This window comes from Neisseria sp. P0022.S009, from assembly GCF_051956675.1.
Lineage (GTDB): Bacteria > Pseudomonadota > Gammaproteobacteria > Burkholderiales > Neisseriaceae > Neisseria.
The window spans coordinates 33,167-49,797 of record NZ_JBQCXE010000008.1; the positions used below are offsets into that span (position 1 = coordinate 33,167).

The following is a 16,631-nucleotide window of genomic DNA, read 5'->3' on the forward strand; positions in this document are numbered from 1 at the left end:
GATGCGGATACAAGATGCATCCGCATAAATTGCTGTTTTTTCTGATAAGTATCAGATTATTTTGAAACAGTTTATGTCGTAAAAACGGCCTGCACGGAATCATGCAGGCCGTCTGAAAACACCTTATTTAGAGGCGCGGTATTCTGCGTCTGCTTTTTCAAAGCGTTCTTGCAATTCACGTGAAGGTTTTTTGTCGATCAGGGACACCAAAACAATCACGAGTGTGCAAATGATAAAGCCGGGGACGATTTCATAGACAGTAGCGAAACCTGTTTCTTGTGCGGCCAAAGCAGGTTTTTTGATCCATTCGGCCCAAACCACTACAGTCAGCGCACCTGCAATCATGCCGGAGAGTGCACCGTAGGCAGTAATGCGTTTCCACAGTACAGACAGGATAACAACCGGACCGAATGCGGCACCAAAACCTGCCCATGCGTAAGCCACCAAGCCCAATACTTTGCTGTTAGGGTCAGAAGCAATCAGGATGGAAATCACGGCAATCGCCAAAACCATCAGACGGCCAATCCATACCAACTCGGCTTGTTGTGCTTTTTTACGCAGGAAGCCTTTGTAGAAGTCTTCGGTAATCGCGCTGGAGCAAACCAACAATTGGCAAGACAGGGTGGACATTACGGCGGCGAGAATCGCGCTCAAGATGATACCGGCAACCCAAGGGTTGAAGAGCAGGGTAGCCAAAGCGATGAAGATACGTTCGTGGTTGCCGTTCATTTCATCAACGTGGGCAGGGTTAGCGCCGAAGTAAGCGATACCGAAATAGCCGACAGCCACGGCACCGGCCATACACAGAATCATCCAAGTCATACCGATGCGGCGTGCAGAAACCAAGGATTTAGCGCTTTCGGCAGCCATGAAGCGGGCCAAAATGTGCGGTTGGCCGAAATAGCCCAAGCCCCAAGCCGCGGTGGAGATAATGCCGATGACGGTCGTACCGGCAAACAGGCTGCCGTATTCTTTACCGGTAGAAGCGGCAACTTGTTGCATAGCGGCATTCATTTGATCTGCACCGCCCAAGCCCAAGTACACCATTACAGGGGTCAGGATCAATGCAAAAATCATCAAAGAAGCTTGCAGGGTATCGGTCCAGCTTACGGCCAAGAAACCGCCCAAGAAGGTATAGGCGATGGTTGCGCCGGCACCCAGCCACATGGCTTGAGTGTAAGACATGCCGTGGAACAGGCTTTGGAACAGGGTAGCACCGGCCACGATGCCTGAAGCACAGTAAATAGTGAAGAAGAACAAGATAATCAGTGCGGAAACCACTTTCATCAAGTGACCGCCGGCACCGAAGCGGTGGAAGAAGTAGTCAGGAAGCGTCAGTGCGTTGTTGGCGTATTCGGTATGCACGCGCAGACGGCCTGCAACCAAAAGCCAGTTGAAGTATGCGCCTACAATCAGACCAATGGCAATCCAAGCTTCATTCAAACCGCTCAGGTAAATGGCACCGGGCAAACCCATCAAAAGCCAACCTGACATATCGGAAGCACCGGCAGACATCGCGGTCACGAACGGGCCCAAGCTGCGGCCGCCGAGGATGTAGTCGTCGAAGTTGCGGGTTGAAAAATAGGCGGCAAGGCCGATCAGTAGTACGGCGACCAAATAGATCGCGAAAGTGATATACATGGGATTCATGTACTTATTCCTCATCTAACTTTTAAAACGGGTTTTGAAATTGCAAGCAATTCATACCCAAACTTTTTTCTAATAAAAATACAGCTTAAAAATCCTGTTTTTTGCGAGAGAGACAGGATAAATTATTTTCAAATACAATAAAATACGAAATCTTAATGCATTAAATTGTAAATAATTTAAACCAGCATACCGTAAAAAGTCGCTTTTGCAAAGCGAAGAACTCAGCCTTTATTCGAAATTGATGCCGCCTTTTGGCTAAGTCATTTAAAAACATAAAAATATATAAATTTTTACTGATGATGACGAAGGAAAGTGTGTGAAACTATCTTTCCTGATGTTTTTTGGGGATTGAAGAGAAAAAGTAATTAAACGACTTGGACTTTCAGACGGCCTTGTGCAGAAACCCCGTATCTGTGTCGGGCAGATACGGGGTTTTTAGAAAAAAGACTACATCAAATAGAAAAATCGTCTTTTAGTAAATGTTTGTAAGCAAAGAGATAAGAGGCTGCAACAAAGGATGATCCGCCGAGGACGTTGCCTAGGAAAACGGGAATCATGTTGTAGAAAAATTGACCCCAGCTGACGTTTGCGCCCGCCCAAATGCCGGCCGGAATGATGAACATATTGGCGACAAAGTGTTGAAAGCCGATTAACACGAAGATCATAACCGGGAACCACATGGCCAAGATTCGTCCTGAAGTATGGCGTGCGCCGAAATAAAACCAGATGCCCATACACACCATCCAGTTACATGCGATGGCGGAAACGAATGCGCGGCCGAAGTCCATATTGACTTTGGCTTCGGCAATGGCAATGGTTTTCGCTGTGGCCGGTCCTTCGGCAAGGCCGACGTAGTGGCCGAGGAAATAGGCCATGGCTACGGCGCCTGCCAGATTGCCCAAGCTGACAATCAGCCAGTTGCGCACCAGTTTGTGGGTGCTGACTCGGCCGGTCAATCTGCCCAAAGCCATAATCATCATATTTCCTGTTGCCAACTCGCCGCCGCCGATTAAGATACAAATCAGTGCGATAGGGAACACGGATGCGCCCAACAGGGCGGCCAGACCGTTCCATTCGGCAGGAATACCGCTGATGACGCGCAGGCAGGCAAGATAGCCGAAGCCGACATAACCGCCGCCTAAGAAACTCAAAATCACCAACATCTTGATGCTGAATTCAGATTTGGCGCAACTCTTGCCGATGGCGTCCTGCAAAATTTCATGAGGGAACAGGTCTCGTGTATCCATGAAGTTTCCTTAAGGTTAATATAAGAATAAAAATATCTTTCTTTATCATGCGGATGGCGAGTTTGCCTGAGAATATGGCGGACAGGAAATAACAGCTGATTGTAAGGATAGAAGCGTAGGTTATATATTGGCAGCCGATGTGTGAAAGGCCGTCTGAAAGCAATACTTTCAGACGGCCTTTAGATGGGGGGATGGGAACTACAAGCGCGTTACGCTTAAAACGCCTTTGATGTTGCCCAGACTGGCCAATACGCGTGGCAGGTCGTTGACTTGGCGGACTTCAAGGGTAAAGCGCATGCTGGCTTCCAAATCGCGTGATTGGGTTTGCACCGCGGTAACGTTGAGCTTGTGCCGCGCCAGCGCATCCGAAACGTCGCGCAACAAACCGGAGCGGTCTTGAGCGCGGATTTCAACATCGACGGCAAACACTTGTCCTTCCTGCAGGGCTGCCCAGCTTGCGTTCAACACTTTTTCCGGAGCCTGCTCGGCAAGGTGGCGGAAAGAAGGGCAGGTGCAGCGGTGGACGGAAATGCCGCGGTCGCGGGTAACAAAGCCCACAATATCGTCGGGCGGCGCGGGTTTGCAGCATTTGGCAAGCGTGGTCATCAGGCCGTCTTCGCCGTCAATCAGAATGCCGTTTTTGCCGCCTTTTTTGATTTTGGACTGTTTGACGATATTGGTCTCGTCAACCGGTACCGGAGCCGGTTCGATCAAAGCGCCGCAGGCCTTACTGATGGCGCGGTTGGAAATTTCGCCCTGACCAATGGCCGTATAGAGTTCGTCGGTTTTTTTGAAGCCGAGTTTTTCCGCCAATGCTTGCAGATTGGGTTTGGGGAAGATTTTTGACAACTGTTTGTCCAACTGGGCCCGGCCTGTTTCGCGCACGGTATCCGCATTTTGCTGGCGGATGAAGGCACGGATTTTGCTGATGGCGCGGTTGGATTTGACCCAGCCTTCGTAGAGCCAGTTGACGGAAGGATTGCCTTCTTTTGCAGTAATGATTTCAACACGTTGTCCGTTTTCCAAAGGCGTGGACAGCGGCACGATTTGTCCTTCGACTTTTGCGCCGCGGCAACGGTCGCCCACGCTGCTGTGCAGGGCATAGGCAAAGTCGATGGGGGTGGCGCCCGTAGGCAGGGAGAGGACTTTGCCGTGTGGGGTCAAAACGTAAATCGTGTCGTTGAACAGCTCGGTTTTGAAGGCGGCGGCGAGGTCTTCCTTGCCGCTTTCGGCCATGTTTTCACGCCAGTCCAAGAGTTGGCGCAACCAGGCGATTTTCTGTTCATAGGCGGAATCGCCCTTGCCGCCTTCTTTATAACGCCAGTGGGCGGCGACACCGAATTCGTTGAATTGGTGCATGTCGAAGGTGCGGATTTGAACTTCCACACCTTTGTCTTCCGGGCCGACGATAACGGTGTGCAAACTTTTGTAGCCGTTGCCTTTCGGGTTGGCGATATAGTCGTCAAACTCACCCGGAATCGGCTGCCAGAGGCTGTGGACGATACCCAGCGTGGTGTAACACTCGGGAACGGTGTCGACCAAAATCCGCACGGCGCGGATGTCGAACAGCCCGTCGAAAGTGAGCTTTTTCTTCACCATTTTTTTGTAAATGGAGTAGATGTGTTTCGGACGACCGGCGACTTCAAAATGAATATTGTATTTTTTCAGTTCCGTACGCAGGATATTGAGGAAATTCTCGATGTATTCGAGGCGCTCGGTGCGCTTTTCGTCCAAAAGCAGGGCGATTTCGCGGTATTTTTCCGGCTCTTGATGGCGGAAGCCCAAATCTTCGAGCTGCCATTTGAGTTGCCACACGCCCAAGCGGTTGGCGAGCGGGGCAAAAATGTCGAGGGTTTCTTTGGCAACGGCACGTTTTTCAGGATTGTCGGGAACGTTGCTTAAGAATTGCAGGGTGCGCGTGCGCATCGCCAGTTTGATCAGGACGACGCGGATGTCGGTAACCATCGCCAACAGCATTTTACGCATGGTTTCGGCTTGTTGGGCGCGCTCTTCCGGCGTGGCAAGGCTGTCCACGCGTGCGAATTGGGTCAGTTTTTGTACTTCGTCTACGCCTTTGACCAACTCGCAAACGGTGCTGTTGCAGCGTTCGGTAACCAATTCTTGCCAAGTGGGAACGTATTTGCCGATGTCGGACAAAATCGTAGCGGCCACGGCATCGGGCAAGAGGTCGAGTTCGCTGACGATTTGCATCGAGCCGAGAAAATGTTCCATTAAAGGCTCGCCGTAAGTCGTTAGGGCATCGGCGGGATAATGTTCTTTAGCCAGGTCAAAGGCCGTCTGAATCAGGTTTTTATCGGGATCAGGCAGCGCGGCGACATAGCCGTCGAACCATGCGAGGAGGCCTTCCAGCGTTACGCTCGATGTTTGGGGCGTTTGGCGAATAGTGGTCATGGCGTGCGTTTTTTTCTTTTTGATAAAAACGTTGCTATTGTAACAGTTTATTGCCGGCAGCCCTAGATTTGTATGCGAAGGTGGCACTATGTTTCAGGAAGCCTTGTTTCAGACGGCCTTGGGTGTTATGGTTAACCGTTTTGAAATTTTAAGGAGCATTTCGATGAAACTGTATATTTACGACCATTGCCCGTTTTGCGTTCGTGCAAGGATGATTTTCGGCTTGCGCGATGTGGCGGTGGAAGAGGTCGTCTTGGCGAACGATGACGAAGCTACGCCGATTGGCATGATTGGCTCAAAACAAGTGCCGATTTTGCAAAAAGAAGACGGTTCGTTTATGGGTGAAAGTTTGGATATTGTCCACTATATCGATCAAGGCCGTCTGAAAGAAGAGGTTCGTCCCGAGGTTCAGGCTTGGTTGGACAAAGTGGGCGAATACAATAATAAATTGGTTCAGCCGCGCATGGTTAAAATCGACCTGCCCGAGTTTGAGACCGATGAAGCGAAACAATACTATATCGACAAAAAAGAGAAAAATATCGGCAATTTCGAGACCAACCTGAACAAAACGGCGCAGTATCTGGAACGTCTGCATCAAGACTTGGCCGAACTGGAAACGCTGGTGTGCGAAGGCAAGGGTTTGGGCGGTGAAATCAGTTTGGAAGATATCCTGACTTTCCCTATTTTGCGCAACCTGACCGTTGTGCGCGGTATTCAATGGCCGCAAAAATTGATGGATTATTTGTTGGCGATGAGCGAGCGATCCGGCGTGGCTCTGTATTTTGACCGCGCGTTGTAATGAATGTTTGAAACATGAAAAAAGGCCGTCTGAACATCTTTCAGACGGCCTTTCGTTTAATAAGCAATCGTATCGGCAACCTGTGACAAACCGTTTTCCAACGATTCAAGCATGGCGGTATAGCCGTCGCCTTGTTGCGGCGTAATGGCGTGAAACGGTTTGCTGCGTCCGTCCGGCCATTGTGCATAACCGCTGATGGTGGTCTGCCCCTGATAGCTGCCTTGGAAAGCTTCGATATAGACTTTCAGGGTTTGGCTACTTTGGCTGCGTGAAGCAGGGACGAAAGTATGGCGCGGATTGAGGCGGTTGAGCTTGTTGCTGAGGTTGGCCGCCAACGCGCCATCGAGCGGTGCTGCCCAAAGGTGGTTTTTCGCCAGATTCACATGATAGGCGTCGGTTTGGTAAACGAGGCCGCCGTTGGCAAGCGGTTCGGCAAGGTTGACTTTGACCGTGATTTCGTTGCCTTGTGCAGCCGGACGGATGTACTGGCTGTCGGGCAGGACGAAATATTGTGTGCTTTGCGCGGTGCCGCAGGCGGCAAGCGTCAGGGCGGCGGCAATCGGGAAGAGGCGCATTATCGGCTTCCTTTCGGGATAGGGTCTTTGCTGCTGCTGTTGAAAATCAGCGCGTTGGGTTTTTCTTTCAAAGTATTAATCACGGGTTGAACGTCTTTTAAAGTCTTGTCCAAACTTTGCAGCGTATTTTGCACGTCGCCGTAGATAGGCGATTGAGGCGATACGCCTTGCAGGGTTTGACGCAATTCTTTCAGGGTTTGGTTCAGCTCGTTCGGAATGTTTTGCGTTTGCGGTTTACCGACCAGTTTGTCGATAGAGCTTAGGGCGGCATTGGCAGATTTGAGTGTGGACTTGAGCTCGGCAAGCGAGCCGTTCAAGCCGGCAACGGTTTTATCCAATGGCAGATTGTTGAATTTATCTAACAAATCGGCCACTTTTGCCTGCAAATCGTCCAAACCGCCGCCTTGGGTTGCGATAACGGTATCGCCGGCATAAACGGTATGCGGTCGTAGCTTGGGCGAGGCGGAAGGCTGATCGTTCAACTCAATCATTTTGCTGCCGGTCAGCAGGTTGTTGCTGGAGATGGTGGCAGTCAGGCCTTTGTTTAAGGCCGTCTGAAATTGTTGTTTCCAATGCTCTTTGCTTTGCTCGTCGGCATTGATTTCCAAACGGGAAGGCTCAATGCGGATGCGCACAGGAATCCAGCCGTTTTCAAACAAATGCAGGCTGTCGTTGCGGTCGAAATAGGGAACATCGGAAACCACGCCGACATTCAGGCCTTTGTATTCGACGGGCGAACCGGCAGTCAGGCCGCGTACGGATTGTTTGAAGAAAGCGGTGTAATACAGCGAGCGGTCGTCAGGCAGATTGGCCACTTCGCTGCGGCTGTCATAAAGCGTGAAGCTATCTTCGCTTTTGACGTTTTTACTGTTTTTGGTTTTCGGCGAATCAAACGAAATCGCGCCCGACAGCAGGGCAGGCAGAGGAGCGGAGTTGAGTTTGACGCCGCTGCCTGTGGTTTCGATATTGATGCCGTTCTCCAACCAGAAACGGCTTTCCGAATTAATCAGTTTGTCGTTGGGGCTTTGGATGAAAATGGTGTAATGCACGCTTTGGTCGGACGGGTCGAAATGCGCGCTTTCTACTTGGCCGACCATAAAGTTTTCATACAGAATCGGGCTGCTGGCATTGAGGATGCGGTCGTTTTTGCCGACCAAATTCAGGCGCAGGCCGCTTTGGCCGATGGCGGCAATTGGTGGAATGTCTTGGACGACAAACACATCTTGGGTTTCGCTGCTTTTGCCCGGTGTAAATGCGATATAGGAGCCGGAAAGCAAAGTGCCCAAGCCGGTAACGCCGCTTTGGTCGATACGCGGTTTGACCACCCAAAATTGGGTATCGCTGCGGATAAGGTCTTTGGCATCGGCGCTGAGTTGGGCGGTAACTTCCACGCCTTTTTGGTCGTCGCGCAATTTGATGCGGGTAACGTGTCCGACATCGACGTTCAACACTTTAATAATGGTGTTGTTAACTTCGATGCCTTCGGCGCTGTCCATCAACAGCGTAACGACAGGGCCGCGGTTGCGGATGTCTTTAACCAAAAGCCAGCCGCCGGCAATCAGCGCAATCAGCGGAATCAGCCACACGACAGACGTGAAGACATTGGTTTTCTTGACACGCGCCGGGGCGTGATAATTGGGTGAAGAATCGTGTTTTTTCATTGTTTTAAGGTCTGCTCAGAATCAAGGCCGTCTGAAAGCTGCTGTTGCTTGTCCCAAATCAGACGGGGATCGAAATAATAGGCCGAAAGCATGGTCAAAATAACGACCAGGCAGAAATAAACCGCCGCACCGCCCGGCACAACACGCGCCATATTGGTGTGGAACGAACTCATCAAAATAATAATCACAAAAATATCGATCATCGACCAGCGGCCGATGGATTCGGTAATCCGATACAAAACCGACATCTTGTCCGCGCTCATCACGGGTTTGAAGTATGCGGAATAAATCAAAACCGCCATCGCGATAATCTTCAACACCGGCACCATAATGCTCGCGCTGAAAATAATCACCGCAATCAACCGGTCGCCGTCGTCCCACATATAAACAATGCCGTTGAAAATCGTATTGATCTCCAAAGCCGTCGGGTTGGACGAAATCATAATCGGCAGGATGTTGGCAGGGAAATACAGGATAAACGCCGCCACTAAAAACGCCAGTGAAATGCTCAGGCTTTTCGGGCGGCGGCGGTATAAGTCCGCACCGCAAACGCCGCAAGGCTGCTCGTCTTTATCGCGGAAATACAGGCAGCGGCTGCAACAGATTTTGTCCTCAGAGGCCGTCTGAACCGCATGGCCGCCGGTTAAACGGTGAATCTTATAATAAACCCAATGCTGCGGAATCGATACCGAAGTCCGAATCAGCATGACCGACAGCGGAAACATCAGATAAAACGCCGAACCGAACTCTACCGTAGCAACGGACGAGAGCTTGATATACGCCACCAAAGTGGAAATGAAAAACACATCCACCATAATCCAATGACGCAGCCGCACCAATACACGCGTCGCAAAGCGCAGCGCAGGGTAGGCCTTTTCGCGTATCAAAGCCGTATAAACATACAGACAGAGCAGTAAAAACAGTAAAGGCGCGCCGAAAGTAAGGATAAACATCACTTCCGCCAGAAAACCATAATCCAGCGAAATTAAAAGCCGCATCATTTGTGGTAGCGACAAAATCGATGTTACGCCGAACAAATCGACGCGGATATACACCATATTGTACGCAAACGCCATCAGAATCAAGGTTGTCAGCGCATAGGCGATCGGCGCGATATACGGATTGTTTTCCACCTCCACGATTTCATGGTTGCACACCGGACAATGCGCTTCCTGCCCCTGACGTAGGCGCGGAATATCCATACGGCAGCCGCAATCCGGGCATTCCACCGTATGTGCAGGCAGCGTCGCATCAGGAAGATAAGACTTGTAGCGCCACCAGCGATGGTAGGCAGGAATCCGTTTCATGGTTCGGCAGGGGATAAAGAAGGTGCAAAGAGTGTCGCATTATAAAGGAAAACAGAAGGATAGCCCAAATTTAGGTCGATATTTGATTGAATGGCGGCTGCTTAATAAGGTTTGGGCCGTCTGAAAAGTTTGAAAAGGGTTTAGAAGATTATTGCTATGAGCCGTTAAATTTTATTAATAGGTCTTAGTTTGGTTTATTGTCATTAGTATAAAAATAATATATATTCTCATTAATTAAAAACACGATGAGCCTTGTAGATCTGTGGAAGGTACGCGGTCAACGAATCTGAAGCAGGTTAAAAATTATCTTCTTTGTTTTTAAAACGATTCTTTTCAAATTAGACGGATTTTTAACCATAAAGGCCGTCTGAAACCATCTGAAACTATTAGTCTCTTAATTCAAAGGAAACATCATGAGTGAAACACAAGAGCTGACTTTCGCCAAACGCTTAAAAGAGCAAACCACAGTTACACACGACAGCGTTGATAACTTGGTTATGTCCGTTCAGCCTTTTTCCAGCAAAGAAAACTACATCAAATTCTTGAAACTTCAATCTGTTTTCCATAAGGCCGTCGATCACATCTATAAAGATGCCGAATTGAACAAAGCCATTCCAGAGCTTGAATACATGGCGCGTTACGATGCCGTGACTCAAGACTTGAAAGACTTGGGTGAAGAGCCTTACAAATTTGACAAAGAATTGCCACACGAAACCGGTAATAAAGCCATCGGCTGGCTGTATTGCGCCGAAGGTTCTAATTTGGGTGCGGCATTCTTGTTCAAACATGCTCAAAAACTCGAATACACCGGCGAATTTGGCGCACGCCACCTGGCTCCTCATCCGAACGGCCGCGGCAAACACTGGCGCGCTTTTGTCGAGCATCTGAATGCTTTGAACTTGACTCCGGAAGCTGAAGCGGAAGCCATTCAAGGCGCGCGTGAAGCTTTTGAATTCTATAAAGTGATTCTGCGTGAAACCTTCGGTTTGCCGGAAGGTGCGGAAGCGCCTGAAGGTATGATGCCGCACAGACTCTAAAAAATAATTAAATCAAACAGACAAGGTCTCGGCGTAGATGTTTGCAGGGGCCTTTAATTACACTACAAAGTTTTGTTTGAACGGGTTGCTGTCTTATTAATCATTAATGATTATCAGAAAATTTATTATGTATTAACTGATGGATGAACAATCCATTACACCTTGAGTTGATAATATGAAACCATTACAAATGCTCCCTATTGCCGCGCTGGTCGGCAGTATTTTCGGCAATCCAGTCTTGGCAGCAGATGAAGCTGCAACCGAAACCACACCCGTTAAAGCAGAGATAAAAGAAGTCCGCGTTAAAGGTCAGCGCAATGCGCCTGCAGCCGTGGAACGTGTCAACCTTGGCCGTATCCAACAAGAAATGGTACGTGACAACAAAGACTTGGTACGTTATTCCACCGACGTTGGCTTGAGCGACAGTGGCCGCCATCAAAAAGGCTTTGCCGTACGCGGCGTGGAAGGCAACCGTGTCGGCGTCAGCATTGACGGCGTAAACCTGCCTGATTCCGAAGAAAACTCGCTGTATGCCCGTTATGGCAACTTCAACAGCTCGCGTCTGTCTATCGACCCCGAACTCGTGCGCAACATCGAAATCGTGAAGGGCGCAGACTCTTTCAATACCGGTAGCGGTGCATTGGGTGGCGGCGTGAATTACCAAACCCTGCAAGGTCATGATTTGCTGTTGCCTGAGCGTCAGTTCGGCGTGATGATGAAAAACGGTTACAGCAGCCGCAACCGCGAATGGACAAATACACTTGGTTTCGGCGTGAGCAACGACCGCGTGGATGCTGCTTTGCTGTATTCGCAACGTCGCGGTCATGAGACCGAAAGTGCGGGCGAGCGTGGCTATCCGGTAGAGGGTGCCGGTAGCGGAGCGAATATTCGTGGTTCTGCGCGCGGTATTCCTGATCCGTCCAAACATAAATACCACAGCTTCTTGGGTAAGATTGCTTATCAAATCAACGACAACCACCGTATCGGAGCATCGCTCAACGGTCAGCAGGGCCACAATTACACGACTGAAGAGTCTTATAACCTGACCGCTTCTTCTTGGCGCGAAGCCGACGATGTCAACAGACGGCGCAATGCCAACCTGTTTTACGAATGGACGCCTGATTCAAATTGGTTGTCATTGTTGAAGGCAGACATCGATTATCAGAAAACCAAAGTGGCGGCGGTTAACTACAAAGGCTCGTTCCCGATGGATTATTCCACCTGGACGCGCAACTACAACCAGAAGGATTTGGACGAAATCTACAACCGCAGCATGGATACAACCTTCAAACGCATTACGCTGCGTATGGACAGCCAGCCGTTGCAACTGGGTGGGCAACACCGCCTGTCGTTTAAAACATTTGCCAGCCAACGTGAGTTTGAAAACTTAAACCGCGACGATTACTACTTCAGCGGCCGTATTTTGCGCACGACCAGCACGATTCAGCATCCGGTGAAAACCAACAACTACGGTTTCTCGCTGTCCGACCAAATCCAATGGAACGACGTGTTCAGCAGCCGCGCAGGTATTCGTTACGACCACACCAAAATGATGCCTCAGGAATTGAACTCCGAGTGTCATGCTTGTGACAAAACACCACCTGCTGCCAACACTTATAAAGGTTGGAGCGGTTTTGTCGGTTTGGCTGCGCAACTGAGCCAGACATGGCGTTTGGGTTACGATGTAACTTCCGGCTACCGTGTCCCCAATGCGTCCGAAGTGTATTTCACCTACAACCACGGTTCGGGTAACTGGTTGCCTAATCCGAACCTGAAAGCCGAGCGCAGCATCACTCATACCCTTTCTCTGCAAGGCCGCAGCGAAAAAGGCACTCTGGATGCCAACCTGTATCAAAGCAATTACCGCAACTTCCTGTCTGAAGAGCATAAGCTGACCACCAGCGGCGATGTCGGCTGTACTCAGATGAATTACTACTATGGTATTTGCAGCGATCCTTATTCCGAAAAACTGGATTGGCAGATGCAAAACATCGACAAGGCCAGAATCCGTGGTCTTGAACTGACAGGCCGTCTGAATTTGGGTCAAGTGGTTTCTTTTGTACCTGAAGGCTGGAAATTGTTTGGTTCTGTCGGTTACGCGAAGAGCAAACTGTCAGGCAACAACAGCCTGCTGTCCACTCAGCCTCTGAAAGTGATTGCCGGTGTCGACTACGAAAGCCCGAGCGAGAAATGGGGCGTGTTCTCCCGTCTGACTTATTTGGGTGCGAAAAAAGCCAAAGATGCGCAGTACACTGTGTTTGAAAACGATGGCTGGGGTACGCCTTTGCAAGAAAAGGTAAAAGACTATCCATGGTTGAACAAATCGGCTTATGTGTTTGATATGTACGGCTTCTACAAACCAGTGAAAAACCTGACCCTGCGCGCGGGCGTGTATAATGTGTTCAACCGCAAATCCACCACTTGGGACTCCCTGCGCGGTCTGTACAGCTACAGCACCACCAACGGCGTTGACCGCGATGGCAAAGGCTTAGACCGCTACCGCGCACCCGGCCGCAACTACGCCGTATCGCTGGAATGGAAATTCTAAGCAGTTAACGGATAGCTAAAGGCCGTCTGAAAGTTTTAATGACTTTCAGACGGCCTTTTTTATTTAAAACGAAAATTTTAAACGGATAACAACGGTTGCTGCCGAACAATCGCGCGGATGATGGCGCGGTTGGGGTGTAGTGCGGTTCTCAGCCTTTGCGATAGCGGATGCGGCAAGCCGAGTATTTCGGCTGCAATGGCGGCGGCGCAGATGGGGGCTGTCGCCAGGCCGCGTGTGCCGTGTGCCGTATTGATGTAGGCATGGGGCAGGTAAGGGCAGGGAATATTGTCGAGGCGGTAGTTTTTGTCCAATGCCAGTTTGGCGTAGGCGGACTGCATGGCGGCGATGTCGCCGAGTGCGCCGACAACGGGCAAGTGGTCGAGGCTGTCGCAACGCAGGGCGGCATGGCCTTGTGTGGATTGGAGCGGTGGAGTTTGCAGGCCGTCTGAAAATAGGGATTGTGCCAATGGCGGATTAAGCTGGTGCAAGGCATCGCGGTTTTCGGCTTCTTCGTGCGGATACCAAGTTTCATCGTTGCTGTTGAGGACAAATGTCGCGCCGTAGCAGTGGCTGCCTTGCCAGCTCGGGCTGATGTAGCTTTCGCCGGAAATGGCGCAATGCAGTTTTTGTGAAAACGGGCTGGCGGATACAACGCCGGTTTGGCCGCGGATTTGGCGGAAAGGCAGGGATGAGACATTGGTGTCGGCAGCAGTCGGGCTGTGCGCACCCATACAGTAAACGATATGGCTGGCATTGAAATGCGCGTTTGGCGTGTGTGCCGTCCATTGTGCGCCGTCATGCGATACGGCGGTCAGCGGCGAGTGTTCGTGTAACTCGATCAGCGGATGGTTCAATAAGGCATGCACGACGGCGGGCGGATTCAGCCATACGCCTTGCGGCCAGTAAAGGCCGTCTGAAAATACGTCTATGCCTGCGATGGACGCAGCCTCTTCGGCAGATACGCTGCGGTAAAGGTGTTTATGCTGGTGTTGCAAACCCAAGGCCTGATTGCGTTTGCGTTCGCTGTCGTCAAAATTCAAATGCAATACGCCGTCGCCGCCCCATGCGTCGGAGTCGGGCAGCAAGTCTTCCAACAATCGGCGCGTGTAGCCGTAGCCTGTCAGCAGCAGCTCGGTTTGTTCGGTATCGTGTGGCGAGATTTTGGCGTAGAGCAAGCCTTGGCGGTTGCCGCTGCCTGCCTGCGCCGCTTTACCTGCCTCCAAAACCGTAACGCGTATGCCGTGCTCAGCCAGTTTGCGTGCGGTTGCCGCGCCGGCAATGCCTGCGCCGATAATCAGGACGTGTTCGGGCGCGGCTTGATGTTCAGGCCGTCTGAACCAAGGTTTTAGGGGAGTTGGGGTGGATTGGGGTATGGCTTCGGTTTGCCATTCGATATGATGGAAATGTTCGTATAAGCGGTCGGCGCGGTGTGGAGGAACCAGCCAGAGATGCACATCAGGCAAGAGGTTTTCTAAAACATTGACGCTGTTGAACTGAAGGCATTTCATGGCTTGAACGAGGCGGTTGTTCAGACGGCCTTCAAGCTCGGAGGGATGATTTGACAGCGGAAAATCGGGAATATGGTTTTCAGGCAGGCAGACAATCAAATAAAGCGGCGCGGTATGTTGTTCGATGGCGCGGCAAAGGGTAGCAAGGGAAGGTGTGGTGTTCCAAGCAAGGCAGGTCATGATGAAAGGCCGTCTGAAAAAAGAGGCTTTATTGTAACGCGGTTTGCGCGGATAGAATATCCGGACGGGTTTTGATAAAATCTTTCGATATTTGTTTTCCCATTGATTTTCATACAGGAATTTTATGCGCCGTCTTTTATTGTGCCTTCTCGCTTCCGGCTTACCCGTTGCCTGTTTATCCGCGCCGCCGGATAACGGCGGCCAAGCCTTTCAGCCCGAACGGTGGGCAACACCCATTAAACACGATGCCAACCTTTATCGCATCGATGACAAGCTTTACCGCAGCGAGCAGCCCGTTGCCGAAGATGGCGAAGCCATTGTCAAGCTGGGCATTCAAAGCGTGATCAACCTGCGCTTTTTCGACCGCAACGATGACGACCATTTGAAGGCGTATGGTTTGACCTTGCTAAACCGTCCGTTACTGTCATGGAGCATTAAGCCGAAAGAGATTGCGGAAATCCTATACCTGATTGAAAAACAACAGCAAAACGGCGCAGTGCTTATCCATTGTTATCACGGCGCAGACCGTACCGGTTTGATTGCCGGAATGTACCGCATCATTTATCAAGGTTGGCCGGTGGAAGAGGCAAAAGCCGAAATGCAACATGGGCCTTACGGTTATCACAGCATTTGGAAAAACATTGCCAAGCTGTTTACCGAAGAGAAAGTCAAGCAGGTTAAAACGCATTTGGAAGCCTTGCGCAAACGCGGTTGACGCCAAGATTCAAAACATAAAAAGGCCGTCTGAAAGATTTGTTTTTTCAGACGGCCTTTTTAATGGCAGACGGTCTAAATCACAAAATCCGTAGATGATAATTGAATGCTTTGATCCATATCGGCAGAAGGGGTTTTTGAAGAGCGGCCGACCGGTTTGGCCGGTACGCCGACAACGGTAATCGAAGACGGTACGTCGGCAACCACCACGCTGCCTGCGCCGATTTTGGCATTTTTGCCGATGCGGATGTTGCCCAATATCGAAGCGTTCGCACCAATCATCACGCCGTCGCCGATTTTCGGGTGGCGGTCGCCGCTTTCTTTGCCCGAGCCGCCCAGCGTTACGCCGTGGAGGATGGAAATATTGTTGCCCAAGACGGCGGTTTCGCCGGCGACAAAACCGGTGGCATGGTCGAGCATCAAACCATGACCGAAACGGGCGGCCGGGTGGATATCGACGCCGAACACTTCCGACATGCGGTTTTGCAGGAAATACGCCAGCGTTTTGCGGCCGTTTTGATAAAGCCAGTGGTTGATGCGGTGTGCCTGTACGGCGTGGAAACCTTTGAAATACAACAGCGGCAGCGAATATTCATCACAAGCCGGGTCGCGCTCGTAAATGGCTTTCAAGTCGGCCTCGACACATTTGCTGATGCGGGTGTCCGCACTTAAAGCCTGCTGATAAATTTCAAACAGCGCGCGCACGTCCATAATCGGACTGCCGAGCTTGCTGGAAAGATGGTAGGCCAATACCGAATCGAGAGACTGGTGGCGCAATACGGTTTGATGCAGGAAGCTCGCCAGCATCGGCTCGGCCGCGGCGGCCACTTCGGTTTCTTCGCGGATGGTGTGCCACAGATTAAAATCAGTTGAATTCAAATGGTCTTTTTTCATGTTTGAGGCCGTCTGAAGAATACAATCAGATGGTTATCTTACCGTTTTCCAACGTCTTTTAACAAGGCATTTGATAATCGACGTTCAAATGCTTGAAGT

At 50.6% G+C, this 16,631-nt stretch carries 12 protein-coding genes; 4 read left to right on the forward strand and 8 right to left on the reverse strand.

Annotated elements, in window-relative coordinates:
* Nucleotides 1-123 precede the first annotated feature (123 nt).
* From putP to ACTHUG_RS10105, 3 genes are all read right to left on the reverse strand, one after another.
* Nucleotides 124-1,650 (reverse strand): sodium/proline symporter PutP, encoded by a 1,527-nt coding sequence (putP, locus tag ACTHUG_RS10095; RefSeq protein WP_440386685.1) that lies wholly within the window; start codon nucleotides 1,648-1,650, stop codon nucleotides 124-126.
* A gap of 452 nt (nucleotides 1,651-2,102) precedes the next feature.
* Nucleotides 2,103-2,897, reverse strand: a complete 795-nt coding sequence (locus ACTHUG_RS10100; RefSeq protein WP_036493807.1) for a formate/nitrite transporter family protein — start codon at nucleotides 2,895-2,897, stop codon at nucleotides 2,103-2,105.
* Between the two features lie 198 nt (nucleotides 2,898-3,095).
* Nucleotides 3,096-5,309 carry a RelA/SpoT family protein gene (locus tag ACTHUG_RS10105; protein WP_440386686.1) on the reverse strand — a complete coding sequence of 738 codons (2,214 nt, stop codon included), beginning with the start codon at nucleotides 5,307-5,309 and terminating at the stop codon, nucleotides 3,096-3,098.
* A gap of 88 nt (nucleotides 5,310-5,397) precedes the next feature.
* Between ACTHUG_RS10105 and grxB the strand changes: the two genes are divergently transcribed.
* Nucleotides 5,398-6,108 carry a glutaredoxin 2 gene (gene grxB, locus ACTHUG_RS10110; RefSeq protein ID WP_440386687.1) on the forward strand — a complete coding sequence of 237 codons (711 nt, stop codon included), beginning with the start codon at nucleotides 5,398-5,400 and terminating at the stop codon, nucleotides 6,106-6,108.
* 56 nt (nucleotides 6,109-6,164) lie between these two features.
* Here the strand turns inward: grxB and ACTHUG_RS10115 are convergent, their stop codons facing one another.
* Genes ACTHUG_RS10115 through ACTHUG_RS10125 form a run of 3 tightly spaced genes read right to left on the reverse strand, consistent with a single transcriptional unit; the run spans nucleotide 6,165 to nucleotide 9,651 of the window.
* Complete coding sequence (locus ACTHUG_RS10115; RefSeq protein WP_440386688.1) at nucleotides 6,165-6,683, reverse strand: PqiC family protein; 519 nt, start codon at nucleotides 6,681-6,683, stop codon at nucleotides 6,165-6,167.
* Nucleotides 6,683-8,344, reverse strand: coding sequence for an intermembrane transport protein PqiB (pqiB, locus tag ACTHUG_RS10120; RefSeq protein WP_070837389.1), 1,662 nt, complete (start codon nucleotides 8,342-8,344; stop codon nucleotides 6,683-6,685). Before pqiB ends, ACTHUG_RS10115 begins: the two co-directional genes overlap by 1 nt.
* A complete protein-coding gene (locus ACTHUG_RS10125; RefSeq protein WP_204789067.1) occupies nucleotides 8,341-9,651 on the reverse strand; it encodes a paraquat-inducible protein A in 1,311 nt (436 codons plus the stop codon). The genes pqiB and ACTHUG_RS10125 overlap by 4 nt, the downstream gene beginning before the upstream one ends.
* A 413-nt stretch (nucleotides 9,652-10,064) precedes the next feature.
* On the opposite strand from ACTHUG_RS10125, the gene ACTHUG_RS10130 reads away from it, so the two are divergent.
* Both ACTHUG_RS10130 and ACTHUG_RS10135 read left to right on the forward strand, forming a co-directional pair.
* On the forward strand, nucleotides 10,065-10,688 hold the full coding sequence (locus ACTHUG_RS10130; protein ID WP_440386689.1) for a biliverdin-producing heme oxygenase: 624 nt from the start codon (nucleotides 10,065-10,067) through the stop codon (nucleotides 10,686-10,688).
* Nucleotides 10,689-10,863: 175 nt separating this feature from the next.
* Complete coding sequence (locus ACTHUG_RS10135; protein ID WP_440386690.1) at nucleotides 10,864-13,236, forward strand: TonB-dependent hemoglobin/transferrin/lactoferrin family receptor; 2,373 nt, start codon at nucleotides 10,864-10,866, stop codon at nucleotides 13,234-13,236.
* A gap of 77 nt (nucleotides 13,237-13,313) precedes the next feature.
* Here ACTHUG_RS10135 and mnmC read toward each other — a convergent pair whose 3' ends face one another.
* A complete protein-coding gene (gene mnmC, locus ACTHUG_RS10140) occupies nucleotides 13,314-14,924 on the reverse strand; it encodes an FAD-dependent 5-carboxymethylaminomethyl-2-thiouridine(34) oxidoreductase MnmC (RefSeq protein WP_440386691.1) in 1,611 nt (536 codons plus the stop codon).
* Nucleotides 14,925-15,048: 124 nt separating this feature from the next.
* Here mnmC and ACTHUG_RS10145 point away from each other — a divergent pair, with 124 nt between their 5' ends.
* Nucleotides 15,049-15,639 (forward strand): tyrosine-protein phosphatase, encoded by a 591-nt coding sequence (locus ACTHUG_RS10145; RefSeq protein ID WP_222571455.1) that lies wholly within the window; start codon nucleotides 15,049-15,051, stop codon nucleotides 15,637-15,639.
* A 74-nt stretch (nucleotides 15,640-15,713) separates the two neighbouring features.
* Here ACTHUG_RS10145 and cysE read toward each other — a convergent pair whose 3' ends face one another.
* Entirely contained in the window at nucleotides 15,714-16,532 is an 819-nt protein-coding gene (gene cysE / locus ACTHUG_RS10150; RefSeq protein WP_440386692.1) for a serine O-acetyltransferase, read from the reverse strand.
* Nucleotides 16,533-16,631 lie beyond the last annotated feature (99 nt).

Bases quoted from the DNA above. Each gene is read 5' to 3' on its own strand.
- ACTHUG_RS10130 (WP_440386689.1), top strand. From the start codon at position 10,065: ATGAGTGAAACACAAGAGCTGACTTTCGCCAAACGCTTAAAAGAGCAA.
- grxB (WP_440386687.1), top strand. From the start codon at position 5,398: ATGTTTCAGGAAGCCTTGTTTCAGACGGCCTTGGGTGTTATGGTTAAC.
- mnmC (WP_440386691.1), bottom strand. From the start codon at position 14,924: ATGACCTGCCTTGCTTGGAACACCACACCTTCCCTTGCTACCCTTTGC.
- ACTHUG_RS10105 (WP_440386686.1), bottom strand. From the start codon at position 5,309: ATGACCACTATTCGCCAAACGCCCCAAACATCGAGCGTAACGCTGGAA.
- ACTHUG_RS10125 (WP_204789067.1), bottom strand. From the start codon at position 9,651: ATGAAACGGATTCCTGCCTACCATCGCTGGTGGCGCTACAAGTCTTAT.
- pqiB (WP_070837389.1), bottom strand. From the start codon at position 8,344: ATGAAAAAACACGATTCTTCACCCAATTATCACGCCCCGGCGCGTGTC.
- ACTHUG_RS10145 (WP_222571455.1), top strand. From the start codon at position 15,049: ATGCGCCGTCTTTTATTGTGCCTTCTCGCTTCCGGCTTACCCGTTGCC.
- ACTHUG_RS10115 (WP_440386688.1), bottom strand. From the start codon at position 6,683: ATGCGCCTCTTCCCGATTGCCGCCGCCCTGACGCTTGCCGCCTGCGGC.
- ACTHUG_RS10135 (WP_440386690.1), top strand. From the start codon at position 10,864: ATGAAACCATTACAAATGCTCCCTATTGCCGCGCTGGTCGGCAGTATT.
- cysE (WP_440386692.1), bottom strand. From the start codon at position 16,532: ATGAAAAAAGACCATTTGAATTCAACTGATTTTAATCTGTGGCACACC.
- putP (WP_440386685.1), bottom strand. From the start codon at position 1,650: ATGAATCCCATGTATATCACTTTCGCGATCTATTTGGTCGCCGTACTA.
- ACTHUG_RS10100 (WP_036493807.1), bottom strand. From the start codon at position 2,897: ATGGATACACGAGACCTGTTCCCTCATGAAATTTTGCAGGACGCCATC.